The organism is Pseudomonas sp. yb_2 (genome assembly GCF_043103905.1).
In the GTDB taxonomy this organism is placed as follows: Bacteria; Pseudomonadota; Gammaproteobacteria; order Pseudomonadales; family Pseudomonadaceae; genus Aquipseudomonas; species Aquipseudomonas alloputida.
In genome coordinates, this window is record NZ_JBICKH010000085.1 from 28,057 (window position 1) to 53,439 (window position 25,383).

At 60.9% G+C, this 25,383-nt stretch carries 21 protein-coding genes and 1 pseudogene; 9 read left to right on the forward strand and 13 right to left on the reverse strand.

Annotated features, from left to right (window positions below; all coding sequences use genetic code 11):
• Positions 1-203 precede the first annotated feature (203 nt).
• Complete coding sequence (locus tag ACF8FB_RS24500) at positions 204-992, forward strand: ABC transporter substrate-binding protein (protein WP_010954466.1); 789 nt, start codon at positions 204-206, stop codon at positions 990-992.
• Positions 993-1,061: 69 nt separating this feature from the next.
• On the opposite strand, the gene ACF8FB_RS24505 is transcribed toward ACF8FB_RS24500, so the two are convergent.
• From ACF8FB_RS24505 to ACF8FB_RS24515, 3 genes are read right to left on the reverse strand one after another with little or no spacing between them, the layout of a single operon-like run.
• Entirely contained in the window at positions 1,062-2,405 is a 1,344-nt protein-coding gene (locus ACF8FB_RS24505) for a cytochrome c (RefSeq protein ID WP_010954465.1), read from the reverse strand.
• Between the two features lie 18 nt (positions 2,406-2,423).
• Positions 2,424-4,679 (reverse strand): molybdopterin cofactor-binding domain-containing protein, encoded by a 2,256-nt coding sequence (locus tag ACF8FB_RS24510; RefSeq protein ID WP_392512230.1) that lies wholly within the window; start codon positions 4,677-4,679, stop codon positions 2,424-2,426.
• Complete coding sequence (locus ACF8FB_RS24515) at positions 4,679-5,134, reverse strand: (2Fe-2S)-binding protein (protein ID WP_003256023.1); 456 nt, start codon at positions 5,132-5,134, stop codon at positions 4,679-4,681. The genes ACF8FB_RS24510 and ACF8FB_RS24515 overlap by 1 nt, the downstream gene beginning before the upstream one ends.
• A gap of 270 nt (positions 5,135-5,404) precedes the next feature.
• Here ACF8FB_RS24515 and ACF8FB_RS24520 point away from each other — a divergent pair, with 270 nt between their 5' ends.
• A complete protein-coding gene (locus tag ACF8FB_RS24520) occupies positions 5,405-7,591 on the forward strand; it encodes an OsmC domain/YcaO domain-containing protein (RefSeq protein WP_108190673.1) in 2,187 nt (728 codons plus the stop codon).
• 209 nt (positions 7,592-7,800) lie between these two features.
• Here ACF8FB_RS24520 and ACF8FB_RS24525 read toward each other — a convergent pair whose 3' ends face one another.
• The 5 genes and pseudogenes from ACF8FB_RS24525 to ACF8FB_RS24545 form a co-directional block, all read right to left on the reverse strand.
• Entirely contained in the window at positions 7,801-8,679 is an 879-nt protein-coding gene (locus ACF8FB_RS24525) for a DUF6708 domain-containing protein (RefSeq protein WP_392512232.1), read from the reverse strand.
• Positions 8,680-8,942: 263 nt separating this feature from the next.
• Positions 8,943-9,836, reverse strand: coding sequence for a DUF6708 domain-containing protein (locus ACF8FB_RS24530; protein WP_392509476.1), 894 nt, complete (start codon positions 9,834-9,836; stop codon positions 8,943-8,945).
• A gap of 149 nt (positions 9,837-9,985) precedes the next feature.
• A complete protein-coding gene (locus tag ACF8FB_RS24535) occupies positions 9,986-10,882 on the reverse strand; it encodes a DUF6708 domain-containing protein (protein ID WP_392509475.1) in 897 nt (298 codons plus the stop codon).
• 2 nt (positions 10,883-10,884) lie between these two features.
• Positions 10,885-12,624: pseudogene (locus tag ACF8FB_RS24540) on the reverse strand (toxin VasX); the annotation flags it as partial.
• Between the two features lie 377 nt (positions 12,625-13,001).
• Positions 13,002-13,286, reverse strand: coding sequence for a hypothetical protein (locus ACF8FB_RS24545; protein ID WP_049588094.1), 285 nt, complete (start codon positions 13,284-13,286; stop codon positions 13,002-13,004).
• A gap of 165 nt (positions 13,287-13,451) precedes the next feature.
• Between ACF8FB_RS24545 and ACF8FB_RS24550 the strand changes: the two genes are divergently transcribed.
• Positions 13,452-13,880 carry a DUF2231 domain-containing protein gene (locus tag ACF8FB_RS24550; protein ID WP_003247665.1) on the forward strand — a complete coding sequence of 143 codons (429 nt, stop codon included), beginning with the start codon at positions 13,452-13,454 and terminating at the stop codon, positions 13,878-13,880.
• A complete protein-coding gene (locus ACF8FB_RS24555; protein WP_010954458.1) occupies positions 13,877-15,169 on the forward strand; it encodes a sorbosone dehydrogenase family protein in 1,293 nt (430 codons plus the stop codon). Before ACF8FB_RS24550 ends, ACF8FB_RS24555 begins: the two co-directional genes overlap by 4 nt.
• 84 nt (positions 15,170-15,253) lie before the next feature.
• Here the strand turns inward: ACF8FB_RS24555 and ACF8FB_RS24560 are convergent, their stop codons facing one another.
• Positions 15,254-17,392 (reverse strand): TonB-dependent receptor, encoded by a 2,139-nt coding sequence (locus tag ACF8FB_RS24560; RefSeq protein ID WP_392509369.1) that lies wholly within the window; start codon positions 17,390-17,392, stop codon positions 15,254-15,256.
• 216 nt (positions 17,393-17,608) lie between these two features.
• Between ACF8FB_RS24560 and ACF8FB_RS24565 the strand changes: the two genes are divergently transcribed.
• The gene (locus ACF8FB_RS24565) at positions 17,609-18,190 is read left to right on the forward strand and encodes a hypothetical protein (RefSeq protein ID WP_010954456.1); all 582 of its coding nucleotides are present in this window, start codon (positions 17,609-17,611) and stop codon (positions 18,188-18,190) included.
• Positions 18,191-18,337: 147 nt separating this feature from the next.
• On the opposite strand, the gene ACF8FB_RS24570 is transcribed toward ACF8FB_RS24565, so the two are convergent.
• Positions 18,338-19,102 carry a hypothetical protein gene (locus ACF8FB_RS24570; RefSeq protein WP_392509368.1) on the reverse strand — a complete coding sequence of 255 codons (765 nt, stop codon included), beginning with the start codon at positions 19,100-19,102 and terminating at the stop codon, positions 18,338-18,340.
• Between the two features lie 176 nt (positions 19,103-19,278).
• On the opposite strand from ACF8FB_RS24570, the gene ACF8FB_RS24575 reads away from it, so the two are divergent.
• The gene (locus ACF8FB_RS24575; protein WP_020192124.1) at positions 19,279-19,797 is read left to right on the forward strand and encodes a DMT family transporter; all 519 of its coding nucleotides are present in this window, start codon (positions 19,279-19,281) and stop codon (positions 19,795-19,797) included.
• Here ACF8FB_RS24575 and ACF8FB_RS24580 read toward each other — a convergent pair whose 3' ends face one another.
• Positions 19,798-20,706 (reverse strand): LysR family transcriptional regulator, encoded by a 909-nt coding sequence (locus ACF8FB_RS24580; RefSeq protein ID WP_049588102.1) that lies wholly within the window; start codon positions 20,704-20,706, stop codon positions 19,798-19,800.
• Positions 20,707-20,836: 130 nt separating this feature from the next.
• Here ACF8FB_RS24580 and ACF8FB_RS24585 point away from each other — a divergent pair, with 130 nt between their 5' ends.
• From ACF8FB_RS24585 to ACF8FB_RS24595, 3 genes are all read left to right on the forward strand, one after another.
• Positions 20,837-22,051, forward strand: a complete 1,215-nt coding sequence (locus tag ACF8FB_RS24585; protein WP_010954452.1) for a YeeE/YedE family protein — start codon at positions 20,837-20,839, stop codon at positions 22,049-22,051.
• Positions 22,052-22,164: 113 nt separating this feature from the next.
• Complete coding sequence (locus tag ACF8FB_RS24590; protein WP_392509367.1) at positions 22,165-23,139, forward strand: quinone oxidoreductase family protein; 975 nt, start codon at positions 22,165-22,167, stop codon at positions 23,137-23,139.
• 39 nt (positions 23,140-23,178) lie between these two features.
• The gene (locus ACF8FB_RS24595) at positions 23,179-24,099 is read left to right on the forward strand and encodes a LysR family transcriptional regulator (RefSeq protein ID WP_010954450.1); all 921 of its coding nucleotides are present in this window, start codon (positions 23,179-23,181) and stop codon (positions 24,097-24,099) included.
• A 31-nt stretch (positions 24,100-24,130) separates the two neighbouring features.
• On the opposite strand, the gene ACF8FB_RS24600 is transcribed toward ACF8FB_RS24595, so the two are convergent.
• Positions 24,131-24,460: a hypothetical protein gene (locus ACF8FB_RS24600; RefSeq protein ID WP_049588097.1), complete on the reverse strand. Its 330-nt coding sequence runs from the start codon at positions 24,458-24,460 to the stop codon at positions 24,131-24,133.
• 74 nt (positions 24,461-24,534) lie between these two features.
• The gene (locus tag ACF8FB_RS24605) at positions 24,535-25,185 is read right to left on the reverse strand and encodes a DUF998 domain-containing protein (protein WP_020193561.1); all 651 of its coding nucleotides are present in this window, start codon (positions 25,183-25,185) and stop codon (positions 24,535-24,537) included.
• Positions 25,186-25,383 lie beyond the last annotated feature (198 nt).

The following is a 25,383-nucleotide window of genomic DNA, read 5'->3' on the forward strand; positions in this document are numbered from 1 at the left end:
CCCAGTTTTTCGCCGGCCGTGCAGGCGCTCACTGTCTGTCCTTCGGCAGATTTATCAACGGGACGATGAAAGGTTCGTCTGCGGGTTGCTGATGGTCCAGACTGTCTACAGCGCGCAGATGATAGCTGCAGGCGACCACGGCAGGTGGCAGCCTTTGGCCACTACGCCGGATCGCCGGGTGTTTCATGTGCCGAGGGTCGTAGATGATCGAGCGTTGCTTTCGCCACGTCTTGCTCCTGATGTGCCTGTCACTGCTGCCCCTGGCTGCAACAGCGGATGATGCATGCCTACGGCTGACCGCCACAGGCAACCCGGAATACCCCCCGTACCTGTGGCGCGACCCGCTGAACCCTCAGCGACTGATCGGTGCCAATGCCGACCTGCTCAAATACCTGGGCAAGCAGTTGGGGCTGGAGATAGAGGTGGTTTACGCCGGGCCGTGGTCACGAGCCCAGGAAGAAGTGCGCACCGGGCGGATCGACTTGATGGCCGGGTATTTCCTGACCGAAGCGCGCCGGCAGCATGTGGACTTCATTGCCCCGCCGTTTTTGCGCACACCCAGCGTCATCTGGGTGCGCCAGGACAATGCCTTTGCCTACCAGCAATGGGCCGACCTCAAAGGCCGCAAGGGTGGCACTCTGGTCAACAATAGCCACGGCCAACAGTTCGATGAATACGCCCAGGCCAGTCTCACCCTCGAAGCGGTGCCCACTGCCAGGCAGGCGTTCGAGAAGCTGATGCACAAGCGCAGCGATTACGTGGTGTACGAGCAGTATCCTGGCATGGCGCTGGCGCGCACATTGGGCATCGCAGCCACTGTGCAGGTTTTGCAGCCACCGGTGTCCAGCGAAGGGTTGTACCTGGCAATCTCACATGAGTCGCCTTGCAACCGGCCACTGCTGCGTGAGGCGCTGGCGCGGGAGATGGCGAAGATCGTTGGCGGGGCCTTGCCCGAGCAGTGGTTGAAACAGAATCTGGAGCGGTGGCAGTGACAGAGTGGCTCATGTGCTGCGCGGTCTTTGTTGGGGGCAGCCTCGCGTCGGTACATGTGCCACTCCAATTCAACGCATATGCAAGATGATAGGGCTGCTGCTGGCCGGGTCGGTATGCCCACGCAGCTTGCCTACCGCCTGCGCATCCACCGCACCCCCCTGGTTGCCCCAGGCCGTACGCACAAAGCTGAGCACGTCGGCAATCTCCTGATCACTCAACTGCTCGCGCAAAGCCGGCATGCGATAGGCGTCCGGCACCCCTGCAGCCACCACCCGCTGCGAACCATTGAGCGTGATATTGATTGCCGAGGCGCTCTCCTTGGCCAGTGCCGAGGTCGCCCCGGCCAAGGGCGGCATCCATTCGGCCTGGCCCTTGCCGTCCAGGCCATGGCACGACGCACAGCGTGTCACGTAGGTGCGCGCTCCCGGGCTGTCCAGCCGTGTCGCTAGCGATTCGGCCTGGTAATGCCATGGCGCGCCGTCCCGTTGGGGGTCGCCGGGCAGCGACTTCAGGTAGTGAGCGATGGCAGCCAGGTCGTCATCATGCATGAATTGCGTGGAGTTGTTGAACGCCTCGGTCATCGAACCATATACCACTGCATGCCGGTTGCGCCCGGTCTTCAGGAACTGCGCGATCTCTGCCTCGCTCCAGCGCCCCAGCCCGGTGTTGTGATCGGCGCGTAGGCTGGGTGCATACCAGCCGTCGAGCAGTGCGCCGGACAGGAACGGCTTGCCGCTGTCATCCAGCGCCTTTTCATTGAAGGCCAGGCCACGTGGCGTATGGCAACTGCCGCAGTGTCCGGGGCCCTGGACGATATAGGCGCCACGGTTCCACTGTGCATCCTGCCCGGCCTTGTCGGTGTAAGGCGTAGTGGCGGCGAACAGGCCGTTCCACAAGGCGATGGGCCAGCGCAGGTTCAGCGGCCAGGGGATGTCGCTGCCCAGGTTGGCCTGCCGCGCCGGTTGCACGCCGTGCATGAAGAACGCATACAGCGCCTTGACATCATCATCGCTGAGCTTGGCGTAGGACGGGTAAGGCATCGCCGGGTACAGCCGTCGGCCACCCGGCGCGACACCCTGGCGCACGGCGCGGTCGAAGTCGGCCAGGGTGTAGTTACCGATGCCGCTGTCGCGGTCGGGGGTGATGTTGGTGGCGTGGATTGCCCCCAGCGGGGTGGCCATTTCCAGTCCGCCGGCGAACGGTTTGCCACCCGGCAGGCTATGGCAGGCCACGCAGTCACTGAGCCGGGCGACGTATTCGCCGCGGCTGACCAGCGCCGGGTCGGCAGCAGTGGCCTGTGCGTCGGCAAACGGCGATGCGGGTTCACGGGTGACATACCAGGCCAGCAGGCCCGCCGCGACCAGGCACGGCAGCGCCAGCCAGCCAGCGGTTCTTGCGAAACGATGGGTCATGAGGCGTCCCTTGTGCGATCAGCTGAAGGTGTGGCGGCTCAATGGCAAACTGCGCACGCGCTGGCCAGTGAGCTGCGCGACCGCGTTGGCCACCGCCGGGGCCACGGCGGGCAGCGGTGGTTCGCCGATGCCGCCCATCTTCGCCCCGCTTTCGATGATGCGCACATGCACCCGCGCCATCCGCGAAGGCGGCAGGATCGGGTACAGGTCGTAATTGCGTGCGCGCGGCTTGCCATCCACGTACACCGCTTCTTCCACCAGCGTCTGCGACAGGCCCAGGGCGACGGCGCCGTTGACCTGATGCTCGATGATCGCCGGGTTGACGATGCTGCCCGGGTCGATGGCTTGCCAGATGTCGTGCACCCTGACCTGGCCGTTGTCGATCGAAACCTCGGCAATGACCGCAGCCTCCGAGCCGAACGGTGAGGCCATGGCCACGCCGCGTGCGCGCTTGCTGCCATCCTCGGCGGTGAACGGTCCGCGCTTCCAGCCGCCGGACAAGTCGGCCACTGCGTTCAGCAGGTTGGTCAGTCTCGGGTTGTCGCGCAGCAGGTGCAGGCGCAGTTCAAACGGGTCCTTGCCACCTTTGTCAGCCAGTTCGTCCAGGAATGATTCGTAGAAGAAGTCGTTCAGCGAGTTACCTACCGAGCGCCAGTAACCGAGCATGGCCGGGCCTTTGACATAGATCTGGGCGATGCGCTTGTTGGCGATGGCGTAGGACTTGCCTGACAGCCCCTCAAGCGCGGTCGGGTCGATCTTCTCCCCTTGTTTTCCAGCAAGGGCCTCGGTTGGGCCCTCGGTGGCGCTTACCGCTTCGAGCGCCACTGGCATGCCGTCTGCGTCCAGCCCGGCGCGGAACTTCACCACTGCGACGGGGCGCAGTACATCGCGCAAAAACTCCTCCTCGCGGCTCCAGATAAGCTTCACCGGCCGGCCAACCGCTTTGGCCAGGGCAATGGCCTGCGGGTAGGGGTTGGCAGAGTCGTACAGGAAGTGGCGGCCAAAGAAGCCGCCCAGCAGCGGCGAGTGCAGGTTGATTTGAGCAGGCTCCAGGCCGGTGCGTCTGGCAATGTCGTCACGGAACATGTCCGGGGCCTGGTTGGGCAGCCAGACGTCGAGGCTGCCGTCCGGGTTGAAGCGGGCGAGGGCGGACGGTGGCTCCAGCTGGGCATGGTTCAGGTACTGGTTGTGGTAGCTGGCCTCGACCTGGGTCTTGGCGTTGGCCAAGGCGCCGGCAATATCCCCTCCGTTCTCTTCATCACGGGACGGCCCTTGCACCGTCGCGAGGTGTTCGCGCCAGGCGTCGCTGGAAAAATCGGCCGGCATCGGGCGCACTTTGCTGTCGGCGGCCGGTTCTTTCCAGTCTACCTGCATCGCCTCCACTGCACGCTTGGCGTGCCACCAGCGCTCGGCGACCACGGCCACGGCACCTGGCAGCTGATGCACAGAATGTACGCCTTTCATGGCCTTGACCTGGTCTTCGTTGCGCAGGCTGCCAACCGTCATGCCCAGGCGCGGCGCATGCTGCACGGCAGCGTGGAGCATGCCGTCGACCTTGATGTCGATGCAGTACTGGGCCTTGCCGGTGGACTTGTCGTAGGCATCCAGGCGGCGTACGGGCTTTCCAATCCAGCGAAACTGGCTGGGGTCGCGCAGCTTGACGCTGGCCGGGTCGGGCACCGGCAGGTCCATGGCGCGACCGGCCAGCTCACCGTAGGGTACGGAACGTCCGGTCGTGGTATGTACTACATTACCCGGTGTGGTAGAAAGCTCATCGACCGGTACACCCAGGTGTTCGGCGCCCGCCTGCAGCAGCATGCCCCGGGCGAGCGCGCCCAGACGGCGCATGGTGGGGTAGCTCATGCGCACCGACATGCTGCCACCGGTGATGCGCATGCCGTTCTCCATCACCACGTAGGCTTCGCCCGGTGGTGCGCTATCGACCACGAAATGGGCCGGGTCGACATCCAGCTCTTCACCCACAATCTGCGCCATGGCGGTGAAAGGGCCTTGCCCGCCTTCCATGAAGGGGCTCAGCAGGCGCACCGTGCCGTCCGGGCGAATCTCCAGAAATGCAGGCACCTGGGTGCCGCGTTCCGCAGTTGCCGCAGCGGCTGCTGCTGCCTGCACGCGGGCCGAGCCCATGGGCAGGCCGAAACCTAGCACCAGGGCACCGACTGCGGTGCCGGCAAGAAAGCGCCGACGTGACAGGTTGACCGTTTCGCCCCGCTGCAGCCTGAGCAGTTCGGCGGGTGTATCGACTGGCGTGTTCATCAGGCCTGCTCCCCCTGGGCCAGGTCATGCACAGCGGCATGGATGGCGTTGTAGGTGCCGCAGCGGCACAGGTTGACCATGGCTGCATCGATCTGCGCATCGCTGGGTTTGGGCGTGTGCTTGAGCAGCGCCGTGGCTGCCATGACCTGGCCAGACTGGCAATAGCCGCATTGAGCCACCTGGTGCTCGACCCAGGCGGCGACCACCCGTTTGCCGACGGGGTCGGCTTCGATCGCCTCGATGGTGGTGACCTCACGCCCCACCACACCGGCCACCGGGGTAACGCAGGCGCGCACCACATTGCCGTCCACCAGCACCGAACAGGCGCCGCACTGGGCCAAGCCGCAGCCATACTTGGTGCCGGTCAGCCCCAGGTCATCGCGGATTACCCACAGCAGGGGCGTGTCGGCGTCCGCCTCGACCTGATAGGTCTTCTGATTGATGCGTAGTTCCATGGTTTCACCTGCCCGTCACGGTTGTTGTCGCTGTGTTTTATCTGCATGGGGAATACGTTGTCCCCCGGTGCAGAAACGCTAGCACAGCAGGATGACCGCTGGTCTGGTGGCGGGGGTGGCTTCAGAGGATCAGGCAAGTAATCCGGCGGAATACGCAAGCCAGCTTCGAAAAATCAAGCCTGCGGTCGGTGTTGAACAGGACTTGCGCAACGAAAACCCGGATAATGCCGGCCAATTTCGTTTTGCACGCTTAAATCACGGTAATCCCGCATGGAAATCAAGGTCAATTTTCTCGACAATCTCCGTCTCGAAGCCAAATTCGATGACTTCACGGTGATCGCCGACCAACCTATCCGCTACAAAGGCGATGGTTCGGCCCCCGGCCCGTTCGACTATTTCCTGGCGTCATCGGCCTTGTGCGCGGCTTACTTCGTCAAGCTGTACTGCCAGACCCGCGATATCCCCACCGAAAATATCCGCCTGTCGCAGAACAACATCGTCGACCCGGAAAACCGCTACAACCAGATCTTCAAGATCCAGGTCGAACTGCCCGAAGACATCTCCGACAAGGACCGTCAAGGCATCCTGCGCTCCATCGACCGCTGCACGGTAAAAAAGGTGGTGCAGACCGGCCCTGAGTTCGTGATCGAAGTGGTCGACAACCTCGATGCCGATGCCCAGGGGTTGCTGATGCCGGTGTCGGACACCAGCACCTATATCCCCGGCAAGGACCTGCCGCTGGAGCAGACCATTGCCAACATGTCGGGCATCCTCGCCGGGTTGGGGATGAAGATCGAGATCGCCTCGTGGCGCAACATTGTGCCCAACGTGTGGTCGCTGCACGTACGCGATGCGCAGTCACCGATGTGCTTTACCAACGGTAAAGGCGCCACCAAGGAGGCTGCGCTGGCCTCGGCGCTGGGCGAGTTCATCGAGCGCCTCAACTGCAACTTCTTCTACAACGACCAGTTCTGGGGCGAAGACCTGGCCAACGCCCCGTTCGTGCACTACCCGAACGAGCAGTGGTTCAAGCCGGGCCCGCGCGACGCGCTGCCGACCGAGATCCTCGATGAGCACTGCCTGGCGATCTACAACCCTGACGGGGAGCTACGTGGTTCGCACCTGTATGACACCAACTCGGGTAACACGGCGCGGGGCATCTGTTCGCTGCCGTTCGTGCGCCAGTCCGACCAGCAGGTGGTGTACTTCCCGTCCAACCTGATCGAAAACCTGTTCCTCAGCAATGGCATGAGCGCGGGCAACACCTTGGCCGAGGCGCAGGTGCAGTGCCTGTCGGAAATTTTCGAGCGGGCAGTGAAGCGCGAAATCCTCGAGGGCGAGTTGTGCCTGCCGGACGTGCCGCAAGAGGTGCTGGCCAAATACCCGGCGATCGTCGCCGGCATCCAGGGCCTGGAAGAGCAGGGCTTCCCGGTGCTGGTCAAGGATGCGTCACTGGGGGGCGAGTTCCCGGTCATGTGCGTGACCTTGATGAACCCGCGCACGGGTGGCGTGTTTGCCTCGTTCGGTGCCCACCCGAGCCTGGAAGTGGCGCTGGAGCGCAGCCTCACCGAGCTGCTGCAGGGCCGCAGCTTCGAAGGCCTGAACGACCTGCCGCAACCCACCTTCGAAAGCCACGCGCTGACCGAGCCGAATAACTTCGTCGAGCATTTCATCGACTCCAGCGGCGTGGTGTCGTGGCGCTTCTTCAGCGCCAAGGCCGACTTCGAATTCGTCGAGTGGGACTTCTCCGGGCACGGCGAGGACTCCAACCAGCAGGAGGCCGCGACCCTGTTCGGCATCCTCGAAGACCTGGGCAAGGAAGTGTACATGGCGGTGTACGACAACCTTGGCGCCACCGCGTGCCGCATCCTGGTGCCGGGCTATTCGGAAATCTACCCGGTCGAGGACCTGATCTGGGACAACACCAACCGCGCCTTGTCGTTCCGTGCCGACATCCTCAACCTGCACAGCCTCGACAGCCGCTCGCTGAAGCTGCTGCTCAAGCGCCTGGACAACTGCGATGTGGATGACTACACCACCATCACCACGCTGATCGGTGTCGAATTCGACGAAAACACAGTGTGGGGCCAACTGACCATTCTCGAACTGAAGCTGCTGATCTGCCTCGCGGTGCAGCGTTTCGAGGATGCCAAGGAACTGGTCGAGGCATTCTTGCAGTTCAACGACAACACCGTAGACCGCGGCCTGTTCTACCAGGCGCTGAACGTGGTGCTGGAAGTGCAGTTGGATGACGAACTGGAGATGGATGACTACGAAGCCAACTTCCGCCGTATGTTCGGCAATGCGCGCATGGATGCGGTATTGGGCTCGGTGGACGGCAGTGTCCGCTTCCATGGCCTGACCCCGACCAGCATGAAGCTCGAAGGCCTTGATCGCCACCTGCGCCTGATCGACAGCTACAAGAAGCTGCACGCGGCCCGGGCCAAGTTCGCCTGACAGGCGCTGCGCCCAATCATCGCCGGCAAGCCAGCGCCACAGGTATTGCACCGCTCTTGAGATTTGTGCCGAACCTGTGGACGCTGGGTTGCCTGCGATAAGTCAGGCGCCGTCCTACAGCCCTTTGATCTGGGTGCCATCCTCATTCTGTCTTGCCGCGTTGCCATCCAGGCGCTTAGCGTTCTTTTCCTATCCACTTCAGGTGATGACTATTCGGGCTTAGCAGGCCCCCCTTCGAAAGCCTCCGCCGGTGGTGGCGCTGCACGGACATTGAAAAGCTTGCAGACACAGTACCAACATAGAGCGACGGTCAGGTTGTAGGGGAACAGCACTGCCCAGAACGGCAATTGCCAGTTCTTTTTGCCCTGCATTTCACCGGGCTCGCCGGTTCGCCAGGGGGCATAGTGGCGCCAGGCTTCTGCCGGGGTCAGGCAGATGGCGTGAAGTGGCTTGTGCCACCAGTTGGGTTCACCGGGCGGGGGGAGTTTGTCCGGGCCGTGGTCCATGAAGTGGCGCAGGTATTCCCACACTTCGGCGACATGCTTGACGCCGGGTTCGGTGGGTTCGTTGCTGTCCACCCACAGGCAGTCTTTTTGGTGCAGGCTGCCGTCTTCCCGGCGGGGGGCGAAGGCGAGGGCATAGCTGGTGGTGAAGGAGGAGCCGCCGAATTCTGTGCGTTTGAAAATACCGCCTCCAGTGTTATTCCAATCAATAACTATGAGTGTATTTATGCGTTTGTAATATATTTTTTTGGTGGCTCTATTGAGGTATATGTCAGAGAGTTTTTTTATTAAGAAAACACGGTAGGCTAAGAATGGAGTAAAAATAAATGGTCCGAGGAGCTGTATTGCAATAAATACATATGCCCCTTCCTGTTGGTAATTGATTGAGTGGGTGAAAAAGCCTGTGTAGGATACAATCGCGATGGCTAAAATCGTGGCGGTATACATCTTGGCCATGAAGACTGAGTCGGAAACCCATGGATTTCTAAGCTGTGCTAATGTTGTGGTTATTTTGCTGATTTGTCCGTGGATTTTTGGTTTAATATAAGTGTTTTCATGTGGGCTAAATAACCATGTTGTGGCCACGGCGCTACCTCTCGACATGAAGGGTTGAGATTGAATGAGTGTTGGCGGATAAGCCTTGGTTTGGTAGGAAATTTATTAATAGAGTGCCGCTTTTTGCTCTGGCTGTATCGATTCTAGTTAAGTAGCAGGTCGGCTCAGTATCTGAGGGAATTGCCTTACTGTCGAAGTCCAAGGTGCTTAAGGTGCCATGTAGTGCACCGTCAGGATGGGGACGCGTGACTGCAGACAGGGCCCGGAGGTAGCGCTGCTGACAGAGGTGTCGCTCATGTGCGTTTCCTTTGGGTTGAATGCGCTGGGGCCTCCTCAAATGCTTCGGGAGGCGGTGGCGCTGCTCGGACGTTGAACAGGCGGCAGATGCCATACCAGCAGAGGGCGACGGAGAGGTTGTAGGGAAACAGCACGGCCCAGAACGGCAATTGCCAGTTCTTTTTGCCCTGCATTTCACCGGGCTCGCCGGTTCGCCAAGGGGCATAGTGGCGCCAGGCTTCTGCCGGGGTCAGGCAGATGGCGTGAAGTGGCTTGTGCCACCAGTTGGGTTCACCGGGCGGGGGGAGTTTGTCCGGGCCGTGGTCCATGAAGTGGCGCAGGTATTCCCACACTTCGGCCACATGCTTGACGCCGGGTTCGGTGGGTTCGTTGCTGTCGACCCAGAGGCAGTCTTTTTGATGCAGGCTGCCGTCTTCCCGGCGGGGGGCGAAGGCGAGGGCATAGCTGGTGCTGAACGATGAGCCGCCGTATTCGGTGCGCTTGAAAATGCCACCTCCGGTGTTGGCCCATTCGAATACGAGTACCTTGCTCAAACGTTGGTAGTAGATTTTTTGGGTTGATCGATTGAAGCAGAAAATTGATAAGCGTTTTATGAAATATATTCGATAGGCTAAGAATGGGAGGAAGATTAAAGGTGCAATTAGTGTAAGGAGGATAAAGGTATAACTAAAGGTGTATGGGTTCCAGGCTTCACTGGTGAGTAAGTAAGGGTAGGTGAAGATGACGAGCGCAATGGTCATTGCACAGTACAGCTTTCCCATAAAAACTGAGTCTGTTACCCAGGGGTTTCTCAGGCATAAGGTGGTTTTTGACAAGCTTGATAGTTGCCCGCCAATAGCGGGTTTATGCCCTGAACTTGAGCTTGAGTTGAATATCCAGATGGTTGCCATGATCAGCGCTCCAGACGAAAAATTGACAGGGTCTCAGCCATGGCCGGGAAGTCGCGGGTGCATGGCGCGTTGGTGTAGTGCACCGTCAGGATGGGTACGCGTGAACTGCAGACAGGGCCTGGAGGTAGCGCTGCTGACGGAGGTGTCGCTCATGTACGCTTCCCTTTTTGGGTTGAATGCGCTGGGGCCTCCTCAAATGCTTCGGGAGGCGGTGGCGCTGCTCGGACGTTGAACAGGCGGCAGATGCCATACCAGCAGAGGGCGACGGAGAGGTTGTAGGGAAACAGCACGGCCCAGAACGGCAATTGCCAGTTCTTTTTGCCCTGCATTTCACCGGGCTCGCCGGTTCGCCAAGGGGCATAGTGGCGCCAGGCTTCTGCCGGGGTCAGGCAGATGGCGTGCAGTGGCTTGTGCCACCAGTTGGGCTCACCGGGCGGGGGGAGTTTGTCCGGGCCGTGGTCCATGAAGTGGCGGAGGTATTCCCATACCTCGGCCACATGCTTGACGCCGGGTTCGGTGGGTTCGTTGCTGTCGACCCAGAGGCAGTCTTTTTGATGCAGGCTGCCGTCTTCCCGGCGGGGGGCGAAGGCGAGGGCATAGCTGGTGCTGAATGATGAGCCGCCGTATTCCGTACGCTTAAAAATACCACCGCCGGTATTGCTCCACTCAAAGACCAGTACCTTGCTTAAACGTTGATAGTAGATTTTTTGGGTCGCCCGATTGAAGCAGAAGCTTGATAAGCGTTTTATGAAATATATTCGATAAATGAGGAAAGGTAGGAAAGTGAAAGGCATAAGCAAGAATCCAGTCGCTAATAATGGAGCGGTTTCGTACATGCGCCATATATCCCTGGATAGTAAATATGGGTAAAAGCCGGCAATTGACAGAACAGTTATCGCGCAATACAGCTTTCCCATGAAGACAGAGTCTGTGATCCATGGATTCCTTAAGCATAAAATGGTGTCAGATAAGCTTAATAGTTGCCCTGTGATAGAGGGCTTGTGTCCAGAGTCTGACATTGAGTTGAATATCCAGATGGTTGCCATGATCAGCGCTCCAGACGAAAAATTGACAGGGTCTCATTGTCTTCGTCCAGGCCTTGATTGGCGTTGTAGGTTAGATGAAGTGAGACATGATTTTGGTTGGCGAGTGTGTTTTCGAAATGTAGAACTAAGCCAGCATCTACGAGGTGGCCGGTCGGGCTGATTGGAAAAACGTCAATTCCGTGGTTGTCACGGACGGAGCTCAAACTTCCTGACCATTCACTTACGCCTAGCCTGAATGCAGGCAGCAGCACTGTGAACTCTACGGTTGGTTGGGGGGTGGCTACTTCGTTATGTGTGATAGCTGTCCAATTTGGCGGCGACCAGTGGTTATTCTGATGCCATCGGGTGTCGGCTTTAGTTATGCCGAGGGATAGGGCCTGCTCGGCGGATAGTAGCTTGGGCCCGTAATGTTCATTGTGCCAAGCCTTAATTTCCGTTTGCAGTGAGGTGAAAGCAGGCAGTTTTTTGTCAAAGTCCAAGTTGATGTCGGCGTGCGCCTCTCCATCATTGATGCGATTGCCGAATATGCTACGTGCTGCCCACAGTTCTATTGGGCTGTGAAGGCGTTCATGTGCCTTGGCGTGTAGGTAGAGGCCTCCTGCGATGATGGCTACACCTACGAGGACAAGGGCAGCGGCGGCCCATCCGGCAAAGGGCACAACCGATGTCACGCCTGCAATTGCAAGTCCTGCTTCAAGGACGACAGCGGAACCAATAGCCATGGTGAATCCACCCGCCACAGTGTAACCGGCTGCAGTTAGATCACCATTTTCGTACTGTCGTAGCGCCTTAGTACCGTCCGCGAAAAAACCCAGCGCAATCGCCGGGTATCCGGCTAAACGCGCAAACAGATTGCTACTCAAAAACTTGATAACCCCATTGCCAAAGGCCATGCCCGGCGCTGTGGCACTTAATCTCAGCATGACGGCCTTTTGCGTTGCCCGTACGCTGACCAACGTTGCCGCCGCTGCACCGATCACCCCGAACACAGATGAAGCGAACCCCAGGGTGTATTCCGGTGCATCGCTCTTCTGCAGGCTGTTGTAGGCCGTCTTGAGCGATAAGATGTTGAACCACAGCATCCCCGCGTTTAAACCACCACCACCGCCGGAGGTGAGCAACCCAAGGAAGTTGGGTTTCGCACGCGCAGTGGTGGTCAGCTCGATGGACACCGTGCGGCTACCCGAAATGCGCAACGCTTTCATCTCTTCAACCTGCGCCATGCCGCTCTTCAAATACCGCTGCACCTCCTGGCTAAAGGGGTTTTCCGTAATGGCCTGCTCGGTGATTCGATAGCGCGCCGCCAGCAATCCCAGGGCTTTCTCGGCATTGGCCTCGTGCGCTGCCAGCAACACTTGCTGGCGCAGGCCATGGCTGGCATCCCAACGGGTCTGCCCGCGCAGTCGCTTGAGCACCACGGTATTGACCGACTGGGCGGTGAGGTCGGTGATGTCCGCCATGGCCGGGAAGCGACCGGCGAGCCCTTCGATCACGTTGTCGCTGGCGCCGAACATGGCGCCGATCGAATCGGCTTTGTCCTTGAACGGGTTTTCGCCCTGAGGGCCTTTCATGAACACGTAGACATAGCCCGGGCGCAAAGCGCGGAGGGTGTAGGCCGAGTGCTGCAGCGTGGGGAAGCCTTGTTCCAGGTTGAAGCCTGCATCGGCATAGCGGCAGGCGGGGGCGTCGCCGGTGCGGGGCATGATGGCGTAGCGCAATGGCAGGATGGGCACGCGTGCGCTGCAGGCAGGGCCGGAGGTGGCGCTACTGACGGAGGCATTGGTCATGCGAGCTCCTTGCTCAGAGAGACAGTCTTTTCCAACCAGAGACGCACTGCGGCAACTTTCAGTACTGACAAGACTGAAATGCCGGTATTCATACTGTGCTGGATTTCAGGCCCGACTCTATGCTGTAAGAAGTTTCCTACTTACTTGCTAAGATGCGCGGGCGATCAAGTGTCTGGAATTCAAGTGAAAGACAATGCCTCGATCGCTGCTTTTGGGTCGAGGCTGAAAGTGTAAGATTTTATTTGAATGCATATGTATTGTGTTTGCGCAATATCGTGTGAAAAGTTGCAGTATTTTTGTAGGAAGTTTCCTACTTTGAGATTGTTATATGTTCAGTTTTTGCACTTGGCCATCACTACCTGGCAAGTCCTGGGCGTGCCTCCCGAGCGGCTGGCATAACGCACGCAGTTATTCAGGGATTTCTGTCGCGCAATGCTCAATGTATTGCCCCAGGCCAGGCCGCCTTCCCCGGTAGTGGGGACGGCCTTGGCAAAGCAGTTGGAGCCCACTGCAGGCGTGGCGTAGCGTGCCTTGCTGGCGTTGCTGGAGCAGCCGGCGAGAGCCAGGCTGAGGCTGAGCAGGGTGGCCAGGGCCCAGTACGCGTTTGGTCTGCTCATGTATTCCCCTTCTGCGCTTGGCAGCAAATGCCTTGCAGGATATTTCATTACAGCGAAACGGTGAACTATCGGGGCGTCAAGGGGCTCCTTTGCTAAGCGCACCCTGCGCTTACCTGATGGCGCAAGACCATCAGCCCCTGGGTCACTGAATGAAAAGGAGGCACCGTGACCGCACCTGATCAAACCCTCTACCGCTGTACGCCCAGCCCGCTGCATGCCCTGCTGCTGGCGGGCAGTGTGCCGTTGTTCCTTGGCGCGCTGCTGAGCGATATCGCCTACTACAACAGCTATCAGATTCAGTGGAGCAACTTCGCCGCCTGGCTCATCGCCGGGGCCCTGGTCTTCTGTGGGCTGGCACTGTTGTTCGCGCTGGCCAACCTGATCCGCGCCGAGCGCAAGGGCGGACGCGCTACGCTGTACTTCGTGCTGCTGCTGGTGACTTGGGGGCTTGGGCTGATCAATGCCTTTGAGCATGCCAAGGACGCCTGGGCGGTGATGCCTTCTGGGTTGGTGTTGTCGGTAATCGTGACAGTGCTCGCAGTGGTGGCCGCCTGGACCGGTTTGAGCAACCTGCGTTCAGGAGGTGTGGCATGAAGCCTTTGCATGCATTTAGCCTGTTGGGTGTGGCGCTATTGCTGAGTGCCTGTGGTGGCGACGGCGAGCCGACCCAGGCCCATGGCCCGGACCCGAAACTGCCGGAGCCTCAGCGCGGCTTGCTGCCGAGCATGAAGATTGCGCAACCGGCTGCCTGGGGCGAACTGAAACCGACCGTGCCGGAGGGCTTCAGTGTCACCGCCATTGCCACCGGCCTGAAAATCCCGCGCCAGAGCCTGGTGCTGCCCAATGGCGACATTCTGGTGGCTGAGGGCCGGGGAGGCAGCGCGGCCAAGCTCAAGCCCAAGGATGTGATCGCTAGCCAGATCAAGGCCAAGGGCAATACCCAGGTCAAGGGTGGCAACCGCCTGACCTTGCTGCGCGATGCTGACGGCGATGGCAACTACGAGGTACAGGCCGTGTTTGCGGATAACCTCAACGCACCGTACGGCCTGGCCTATGCCAACGGCAAGCTGTATGTAGCCAACCAGGATGCGCTGGTGCGCTTTGACTACAAGGAAGGCCAGACCCAGGCCGACGGCCCGCCAACCAAGGTCACCGACCTGCCGGCTGAAATCAACCACCATTGGACCAAGGCCCTGACCATCAGCCCGGATGGTCGCTTCTTGTATGTGGGTATCGGCTCGAACAGCAACATCACCGAGCGCGGCCTGGAGGTGGAGATCGATCGGGCCATGGTCTGGCAGGTTGATGCCGAGACCGGCGCACACCGGCCCTATGCCACCGGCTTGCGTAACCCGACGGCATTGACCATCCAGCCGCAGACCGGGCAGTTGTGGACGGTGGTCAACGAGCGGGATGAGCTGGGCCCCGACCTGGTGCCAGACTACCTCACTTCGGTACGTGAAGGCGGCTTCTATGGTTGGCCTTACAGCTACTGGGGGCAGCATGTGGATGAGCGGGTGCGGCCGCAGAACCCGGACAAGGTGGCGGCGGCGATCAAACCGGATTACAGCCTGGGTTCGCATGTGGCTGCACTGGGTGTGGACTTCTCGACCTCGGCAATGGGCGAGCGCTTTGCAGACGGTGTGTTCGTGGGCGAGCACGGCAGCTGGAACCGGCCCAACCCGGTGGGGTACAAGGTGATTTTCGTGCCGTTCAGCAATGGCAAGCCTGCAGGGGAGCCGATCGACTTCGCCACGGGCTTTCGCGGTGAGGATGGCAAGACCCGTGGGCGACCGGTTGGGGTGACGGTGGACCCGCGGGGGGCGTTGATCATTGCCGATGACCTGGCGAATACAGTGTGGCGGGTGACGCGGAATCGCTGAATGCTATCGGGTCAATTCGGCAAATCTTGCTGGCGATGGGCCGCAGAGCGGCCCAATTGCTGACTGACAGGCATTGCGCGTGGGTCAGAAGCGGTAGTTGAAGCTGGCTTCCAGTGTGCGCGGCGCCCCTGGGGTGATCAGGTCGACCGAGCCATGTGCCGAGGCATAGTAGTCACGGTCGAACACGTTCTTCAGGCGCAGCGCGGCATCCCACTGCGGCACGCTGTACAGCAGCGCGGCGTCGAAGGTGGTATAGCCTGGCATCACCACCACATTGTCGAGCGCTGTGTAGCGTTCGTCGACGTAGTTGGCTCCGGCGGCCACACGCCACTCTGGTGTCAGGCTACGTACCAACCAGACATTGGCGCTGTTGCGCGGCGTCAGGGTAGGGGTCTGGCCTTCGTTCGCCACGCCATTGGTCTTGCTGTTGGACTTGGTGATTTCGGCGTCCAGGTAAGCGTAACCGGCATAGATCTGCCACTTGTCGGTGAGATGCCCGCTGACGGTGGCTTCAAAGCCATCGGTACGCTGTTCGCCAGCCAATACGGTCAGGTTGGGGTTGGCCGGGTCGGCAGTCTTCATGTTGGTGCGCTCAAGGCGGAACACTGCGGCGGTCAGTGACAGGCGGCTGTCGAGCAGGTCCCATTTGGCGCCGATTTCATAGTTGGTGGTTTCTTCCGGCTCCAGGTGCTGGTTGCTCGGGCTCACCGCGAACACTTCGCCCGAAGGCTGATAGCTGCGGCTGACCGACACGTAGTAGGACTGGATGGCGTCTGGCTGGTAGACCAGACCCGCACGCGGGCTCCAGGTCTTGTCGGTACGATCCAGGTCGATGTTTTGCACGCGGTCGTCGTCGTACTCCTGGCCAAAGATGTCATAACGCACACCGACCAGTGCCTTCCAGTGCGCGTTCAGCTCGATCATGTCCTGCACGTACAGACCGGTGGTCTGCTGGAAGTTGGTGCCCTTGGACGACAGGTTGGCGGCATGTTCCGGTACCGGTACCGGCACCAAGGCATCACGGTACACCGGTACCTGGGCCACGTTGGTCTGGCTCAGCACGCGCTGGTACTTGTCCTGAAAGCCTGCTTCCACGCCGTACAACAGGTTGTGCTGCATGCCGGCCAGTTGCGCTTGTTGCTTGAGCTCCGTCTGGTTGAACACACCGTACTCATCGCGGGCGACATTGCCGCGGTTGAGCTTGATCAGCAGTTCACCGTCGGGCGCGGTGACGAAGCGCGTCGGGCTGCTGTCGGCCAAGGTGTTGTTGCGGTCCAGGTCGTAGCGGTAGTAACGGCTGGTGTTGGTCAGGGTGAAGTTGTCGTTGATGCGGTAGTCCAGGCTGGCTGTAAGCGAGAACACCTCGCTGCGGGCGTAATCCTGGTCAGCATCGCCAGAGCCAAAGCGCTTGTCGCGGTCCACGTCCACCGGGCGGTTGCCCAGGGCCGGGATGCCGAAGTCGATCAGGCGCTTGTCGTACAGGTAGGTGGCGCCCAGGTTCAGTTCCAGATCGTCCGAGAGACGGAAGTAGGCCGACGGTGCGATGGCCTTGCGGTCGATGTAGCCATCATCGCGGAAGGTGTCGCTGTCTTCGAAGGCACCGGTCACGCGGTAGGCCTGGTTGCTTTGCGGGTCGGCCCAGCCGGTGTCGAACTGGGTTCGGCGTTTGCCTTCGCTGTCGACGTTCATGCCGACTTCGCGCTTGGGCGTGAAGCTTGGTTTTTTGCTGATGCTGTTGATCAGCCCGCCCGAGGAGCCACGGCCATACAGCACCGCGGCCGGGCCCTTGATCACCTCGACACGCTCGATGTTGGACAGATCGCGAAAGTACAGGGCGTCGTCACGCACGCCGTCTATGTACATGTCGCCAATGGCGCTGAAGCCACGGATGGTCACCTGATCGCGTTGGCCGTCGCCGTTGGACAGGCCGATGCCGGGCACGTTCTTCAGCACGTCTTCCATGGACTGTGCGCCTTGGTCCTTGATCACGCTTTCGGGAACGACGTTGACGGTTTGCGGGATATCGCGCAGCGGCGCGTCGATCTTCATGGCGCTGCGGCTTTCACTGGCCTTGTAGCTTTGCTGCTCATAGACGCTGGTGACGGCGGTGGCGGGCAGGGCGAGGCTACTTTGCGTATCGGTTTGGGCGGCAGCGTGGACAGCAGGCACAACGAGCAGGCCCAGCATGGAAATGGATGCTGGGGCAACAGACCTTTTTGCCATTACAGGCGACTCTTTGTTGTTATCGGGAGTCACGAATAGTAACGATTTGCAAATGTAAAGCAAGTGTAAAGAATTCGCATTAGCTATAACAGTGATTTCGGCGACGAAATGCGTCGCCAGCCGAGAGGGCCGGCAAGGCGGCCGGTAATGGCTATGCTTGTCAGCGCGTGAGCCTTTCACGCGCCTATTCGGACTTGATCACAGGGAAGCACGCCTATGAACCCCATTCGTACTCTCGCTCGTGCTGTAACCCTTGCCACGCTGGCCTCTGCTGCCAGCTTCACGGTACAGGCTGCCGGTATCCCCATCGGGAGCGAGGCGCTGGAAAGCCATGTCACCACACAGGTAACGGCTATCGACCTGGCCACCCGACAAGTCACGGTGAAAGGCCCTGACGAGAAGAAGGATGTGACGTTCCAACTGACCGAAAAGGCCAAAGCGCTGCCCAACCTTAAAGTCGGTGACCAAGTCGACATCTACGTGACACGCGCCGTGGCCTATGTGCTCAATCCGGAAGTGGGGGGGGCGCCGAAAGCGACTGAAGAGTCCGGTACCATCCGTGCAACCGAGCAAAATCCCAACCCGGGCGGCGAGGCGTTCCGCCAGGTCAAGGTTACCTCTCAGATCAAGAAGATCGACCTCAAGACGCATGAGGTGAGCTTGTTGCCACCGGAGGGCAAGCTGCAGGTGGTCAAGGTCGAGAACCCAGACCTGCAGAAACGCATGAAGAACCTCAAGGTTGGCCAGACGGTTGACGCGATCTACACCGAAGTGCTGCGCGTCGAAACCTCGCGCTGATCTCGGCCGTTGCCGACCTCGGTTACTCGCCTACGATCGGCCGTTTGCGGTCCGGGCAGGCTGGTGCCGGGGAGCGGGCCTCAGTAGCCGGCGGCTTCGATCAAGGGCTGGGGCTCTGCACGTTAGGGGTAGTCGACTTGTGGTGTGTCACTGCCGCAGGCTTCGGGTAGCCCGGGTCTGGATGCGCTGTGAGGCCTTGCAGGCCGGGGGATGGCGCTGAAACAGCTGAAGTACCCAGTCGGGGCGGGTCTTGCTGGCATCGTTGAGCCAATTGGCGACTGAGTCCTGGGCGTATTTCTCAGCTTCGGCCAGCAGCGGTACCAGCAACGGCTCGGCCACTTCTGGTTGTTGCTTGAGCGTGGCAATGTGCTCGCACCAAACGCCACGCGGGCGCAGGATCTCGATGCAGAACCGACGTACCAGCGGGTCGGCATCACCGGTATGGCGGCCGAGTAGCGCCAGGGCGGCTTCAAGGTGCTGGGCCATGCGCGGGCGCAGGGCGATCCAGGCCCATTCACGTACGCCGAAGTGCTCATCGCGGGCGAAGCGAAACTGCGCCAGCAGGGCATCTTCCGCTGGCTGCGAGCGTGACAGGTACGCTTGGGCGAACGCCGCCCAGCTGCGCACGGTATCGGACGGGTGCGTGCAGCATTGCTCGAACACCTGCTGGCGCAAGGACTCGGCGGCCTGCTCCAGCCACTTGCCCAGCGCCAGGCCAATGGCCGCCACTTTTTTTGACAGGCCCAGTGCCTGGGCCTGGGCCGCACTGGCAGCGAGGTGCTCTACCAATGCTGCTGGCAGTTGGCCTGTCAAGGCGTTGACCAAGGCGGCTTGATCCACCGCCAGGCATTCGGCCAGGTTGCGGGTTGGCAGGTGGCCACGGTCGATCAGGGACTTTCGTTCGTCGCTCATGGCTAAGGCTCCATGGCAGTGGCACGGTGCAGTCGATTGTCGGCCATGCGCACGCCGGCCGGAAGGAATGTTTCAGTATGCAGGGTACGAATAGTTTAAGTGCAGGATTTTGATTTCTATCAGTACTGGGGCATGCAGCATCATGGTTGCCATCGATACCTTGGATGAGGACTGCCATGTTCAGTAAATCAATGCTTCTGCTGGCGCTTCCTGTGGCCATGGCGTTGCTTGCCGGTGCGGTGTTGCCGTTTCAGGCCGCAGGTAATGCTGCGGCAGGTCGGGCACTTGGGCACTGGCTGTGGGGGGCTTTCACATCGTTGACGGTGAGCATGCTGGTGGTGATCGCTGCCCTGCTGATTATCCGGGTACCGGCGCCAGACATGGGCAAGGCCCTGCAGGGGCCTTGGTGGTTGTGGATTGGTGGCGTGCTCGGGGCAATGTATGTAGCCGGTGCCGCCGCACTCACCCCTAAACTTGGCGCAGCAGGGTTCCTGGTACTGGTGGTGGCGGGGCAGATCATCACGGCAGTGCTTGCCGACCACTACGGGGTGATGGGGCTGGGTGGCAAGCCGCTCAGCCTGGCCAGGGTGGCCGGCGTGGTGCTGATCCTGTGCGGAGTGCTGCTGGTACAGGGCACTTGGGCAACGGCGTCACCGGCCCACCCCACGGCAGCTGTGAAGGCGCAAGAAAACTGATCAGCGCCCTGGTTGACTGCAGGCCCATACGGTTTCGCGCAACCAGCGGTGCCCGGGGTCACTGTCCTTGCGGTTGTGCCAGGCTTGCTGATAGTCGAACGAGGGGATGGCCAGTGGCGGTGTGAACTGGCGCAGTGTCTTGTGTTGGCGCAACGACCCCACAGCGCGGCTGGCCACTGTCAGGATCAGGTCGGTGCCGGCCAGCACTTCGACTGCCGCACTCCAGTGTGGCAAGGCCAGGGCAATACGGCGCTGCAAGCCCCGGGCGGCCAGTGCACGCTCGATTTCATCGAAAGCATCCGGGCGCATGGCCATCAATACATGTGGGCGTGCCAGCCAGTCTTCCAGGGCCATATCGCCACTGGCAGGCAGGACCTGGCGATCGGCAACGCTGATGAAGCGATCGGCAAACAGGGGCTGGGCGGTGATGTCCTGAGGCAGTTCGGGGAACAGGCCCAGGGCCAGATCCAGTTCGCCATCGAGCAATTGCGCCAACATGGTTTCACGGCTGGCCTGGCTGATGGCCAGGTCCACCCCGGGCGCGACTTGGCGCAGGTGGCGCAACAGGTGCGGCAGGATGATGCGCGAAGCGTAGTCGGACAGCGACAGCCGGAACCGGCGCTGGGCCTTGGCTGGTTCGAACAGCGGGGTGGCCAGCAGGCTTTCAAGATTGCTCAGTGCATCCTGTAGCGGTTGTGCCAGCGATTGGGCGCGGGCGGTAAGGGCCATGCCGCCACCTTGGCGTACTAGCAAAGGGTCGTCGAAGTGTTTGCGCAACTGCGCCAAGGCGTGGCTGACCGCCGGTTGACTGCGGTGCAGGCGCAAGGCTGCACGGGTCACGTGCCTTTCGCTGAGCAAGGCGTGCAGGGCGAGCAGCAGGTTGAGGTCGATCTTGCGCAGTTCATCCATCGGGTGAATGGCCTTGGTCATTTCTGGCGACTTGAATCAGCTTAACAAATGCTTTGTGTACTCCTACAACGATTGTGTCGGCTGCTGGGCGTATACTCCCCGTCCGTTTAACTATTGTCCGAGTATTTTGATGGGCCTTTCCGCAACTGCCACGCCTGAACCACGTCGCCTCGGCGCGCCATTGATCGCCTTGACCTTGATGCTGGCCAGTGCCTGGTTCCTCAACCTCAATGCCGGCTTCAAGCAGGTAGTGTTGCTGCTGGTCGGCACCGCCCTTGGCCTGACGCTGTACCACGCCGCCTTCGGTTTCACCTCAGCCTGGCGGGTGTTTATCAACGAGCGCCGTGGCGCGGGCCTGCGTGCGCAGATGGTCATGCTGACCCTGGCGGTGCTGCTGTTCTTCCCGGCGTTGTCAGCTGGCAGCCTGTTCGGTAACCCGGTCACTGGTCTGGTTGCCCCTGCGGGTGTTTCAGTGGTGTTCGGTGCGTTCATTTTCGGCATCGGCATGCAGTTGGGTGGCGGCTGCGCATCGGGCACGCTGTTTACCGTGGGGGGAGGTAATGCGCGCATGCTGGTGACTCTGCTGTTCTTCGTCATCGGCTCGGTCAGCGCCACCCACCATGCCGATTGGTGGTTTGCCTTGCCGTCGCTTCCGGCCACCTCGATCGTGCAGGTGTGGGGGATAGGGCCTGCGGTGCTGGCAAGCCTGGCAGTGTTCGGGCTGATCGCCTGGGCCACCGTGGTGCTTGAGAAGCGCCGGCATGGCGCGCTTGAAGCACTGCCTGCCAGCGAGCACCAAGGCCTTCGACGCTTCCTGCGTGGCCCCTGGCCCTTGCTGTGGGGCGCCATCGCCCTGGCCTTGCTGAACTACGCGACCTTGGCGCTGGCGGGGCGGCCTTGGGGCATTACCTCGGCTTTCGCCTTGTGGGGGGCCAAGGTCCTCAGCGGGCTGGGTGTGGATGTCGGTAGCTGGGTGTTCTGGCAGGCACCGGCCAATGCCAAGGCTTTGGCTGCGCCGCTGTGGCAGGACATCACCACGGTAATGGACCTGGGCATCGTACTGGGTGCCTTGCTGGCGGCGGGCCTGGCCGGGCGCTTTGCGCCAAACCTGAAGATTCCGCTGCCGTCGCTGGTGGCCGCAGTGATTGGCGGCCTTCTGCTGGGCTATGGTTCGCGCCTGGCTTACGGCTGCAACATTGGTGCTTACTTCAGTGGTATCGCCTCGGGTAGCTTACATGGCTGGTTGTGGCTGGTGGCGGCCTATACCGGTAACCTGATAGGCGTGCGCCTGCGCCCCTTGTTCTTCGTCGGTGAACGGCGCCCTACGATGCTGACTGGCTGCTGATGCACTGACTGAATTGCTGCAAGGGGTGCAGAAATCATCTGCATCCCGCCTGATTGTTCAACTTTTGCTTCTTGTTTAGCCTGACTCGAGCACTCATTCAGCAGGATTCGATCATGGCTACCCGCATCATTCTCAATAGCACCGGCGCTGCCGATGTGATGCAGCTTGAACACGTAGCAGCACAATCTCCAGGGCCTGGCCAGGTCTGGCTGGAGCAGACGGCCATGGGCGTGAACCCGCTGGATGTGTTGCAGCGCAAGGGGGGAGCAGCGCTGGCATTGCCTTCAGGCCTGGGACTGGAAGGCGCTGGCAGGGTCTCGGCCATTGGCGATGGGGTGCACAACGTGCAGGTGGGCGACCGGGTCGCTTACGCGATGGGGCCGGTCGGTGCCTATGCCAGTGGCCGGCTGTTCCCGGCCGAGCGGCTGGTTCCGCTGCCGCCGCAGTTGGAGGACGAGGCCGCCGCAGCGGTGCTGTTCAAGGGAATCACGGCGCAATATCTGTTGAAAACCACCTATGCCGTAGGGCCGGGCACCCAGGTGTTGTTGTACGGTGCGGCCGGTGCTTTGGGCCAGCTGATGGTGCCTTGGGCGCGACACCTGGGGGCGACGGTGATAGGGGTGGTATCGCGCCTGCAAAGTGTGGAGCGGGCACGGGCGGCGGGTTGCCAGCATGTGCTGGTGTTCGACGCAAAAACCTTGGCCAGCCAGGTGCGTGAGCTGACCCAAGGCCAAGGTGTGGACGTAGTGTACGATTGCGTGGGCAAGGTGTCGCTTGAGGCCTCGTTGGGCAGCCTGAGGGTGCGCGGCTTGTTGGTATCGTTCGGCGGCACCTCCGGTGCACCGCCTGCCATCGAGGTTGCCACGCTCAATGCCAATGGCTCGCTGTACCTGACCCGGCCATCGCTCGCAGCACACACCCGCACTGTCGAGGAGTACCAGCAGCGCGCGGCCGATGTGCTGGCAGCGGTTGCCGAAGGTATCGTCCAGCCTCGGGTCTGGCGATGCTTCCCGCTGGCTGAAGCAGCCAAGGCCCATGAATGCCTGGAGCAAGGGCGGTCGGAGGGCGCGCTGGTGCTGACTGCCTGATCCGCCCCCTGATTTCACTGCCCTGAGCCGAGCCTTGCCATGGATACCTTCGACAGTCGTCGCGCTGATGAACTTGCCACCCTGCTGGCCTTGTATGAGCAGGGCTCGTTTGCTGCCGCCGGGCGGCAACTGGAGCGCCACCCTACGGTGCTGTCGAAACGCCTGAGTGCTTTAGAGACGCGGCTGGGCATTCGCCTGGTGGAGCGCAGTACGCGGCAGCTGCGCTTTACCGATGAGGGCGAGCGGCTGGTAGCCAAGGTTCTCGAGGCTAGCCGGCTGATTGCCGAAGCGGAGGAAGAGGCAGCCGAAGGTGCGGCAACGGTTCGTGGGCGTCTGCGTCTGGCGTTGCCGGCGGCCATGGGCCGACGCTGGTTGAGCGGCATGCTGGCCGACTTTGTACTGGCCTACCCGCAGGTAATCGTGGAGACCGAGTATGCCGATCGTTTCGTCGACCTGATCGGCGAGGGTTTCGACGCCGCGATCCGGATTGGTGAGCTGGCGGACAATCGTCTGGTGGCAAGTAAACTGTGCGATCACGTGCGGATCCTGTGCGCTTCTCCTCAATACCTTGCTCGGCATGGGGAACCCGCGCAGCCGGAAGATTTGGCGGCGCATAACTGTTTAGGTTTCAATGGTTTGCGATCGTTTCCTGAATGGCGCCTTATGAGCGATACGCGACAGACAAGTGTCAAAGTTGCTGGCAGCCTTCGCAGTAATGACAACGAAGCGCTGCTGGAGGCGGCGCGGCGCGGCGTGGGGATTGTGGCCGGAGGTGACTGGCTCATGGGCGAGGACCTGGCCAGCGGATGCCTGGTAAGGGTGCTTGCGCAATGGCAGCTGGACAAGGCGGCGGGCATTTACCTGGTACGGCCGACCGCACGCCTGAACACGGCAGCGATGGGCGTCTTTAAGGCCTGGCTGGAAGATCGCTTCAAGGCAGGCCCTCCATGGAGACGCTGATGCGGCCTTTGCAGGCGTGATAAGTAAAGAGTTATCGTCTTGCAACGGCATGCTGAACGCACTGCTCGAAGTACGTCTGCTTGATCGCTGCTGGCTTGAGCCGCGAGCGGCTGTTGTAGGTTTGCTCGGTAATGCCGAAGGCAGTCATGCGCATCCAGGGTTTGGGGAATTTGCGTACCTGCAGCTTCTTGCGCGTGGCGTACAGGGTTACCCCGGAAAGCTTGGCCTGTTGGGCCTCGGCGGCTATCTGCGCGCCCCAGCCGCAGGTGTGGCGATCGTTCTGGCTCAGTGCCCTGGCCTGGGCGCCGAAAGCGAGGGTGGCCAGCAGGCAGCCGGCCATCGTTGCTAGAAGTACTCGCATGTTGCTGTCCTAAGCATCTGAAAGAAAACGGAGTTTGCCTTCGCTTTCCGCAGCCGTGGGCCAGCAATTTGCCGTCAGGGCACAGCCATGCGCAGGGGACTGGCCTTCGGCTTTTGCAGGCTTGTCCAGGCCAGGCTGGCAACCCAGAGCACCGAAACACCATAGTTAAGGCGTTGATACAGGCCGAACAGCTGGCCACTCTGCGCCGCTTGGCCCATCAACGCGACGGTGATGATCGCCAGCACCACGCAAGCCAGGGAAAACAGCGCCAGGGCGGGGGAGCCGGCAATGCGGTTGCCTAGCCACGCCCATAGGGCGCTGGCCAAGGTCAGCGAGAGGAACATCAGCAGACCAAACAGGTTATGCAGTTGCTGCGAGGTAGATGGCTGTACCGGTGCACACCCCTGGTCGCAGGGGAACCAGCCGGTGCCCAAACTGCCCATGCCATGCAGCAACACCAGGCCCGCACTCAGCAGCGCCAGCTTCGAGCTGTGCCAGCGCCGCATCAGGCCCCAGGCAAACAGGGCAAACAGCAGGGCTAGAGGGTAGTTGTTGACCCGTGGTGACCAGCTGTGGGTTGGCGAGCCTGCCGCGCCAAGCTGGCTCATGGCCTGTTGCAGGTGATCATAGCCAGGGTAGGCCTGGGCGGTGAGCCATACCCCCGCCAGCAGCCAGAGGGGGATCAGCAGGCCACTGCCGAGCAAAAGGCGGTCGAGGGTTTTCATACTGCAGATTCCTTCCATGGAACAGTGAGCGTGGAGGCGTACAGTACAGGCTCGCGCAGGCCATGGGCCAGTGATTCTGCGCGTTTTTTCATGGGGCCAGGGACTGCAAAGATGGGCAATAAATACCGCACGGGGTGTATGTGATCGTACAACCGCTTGCGCTATGATGAGCGCTGTCTTCCAAGGTGAAATACAGGG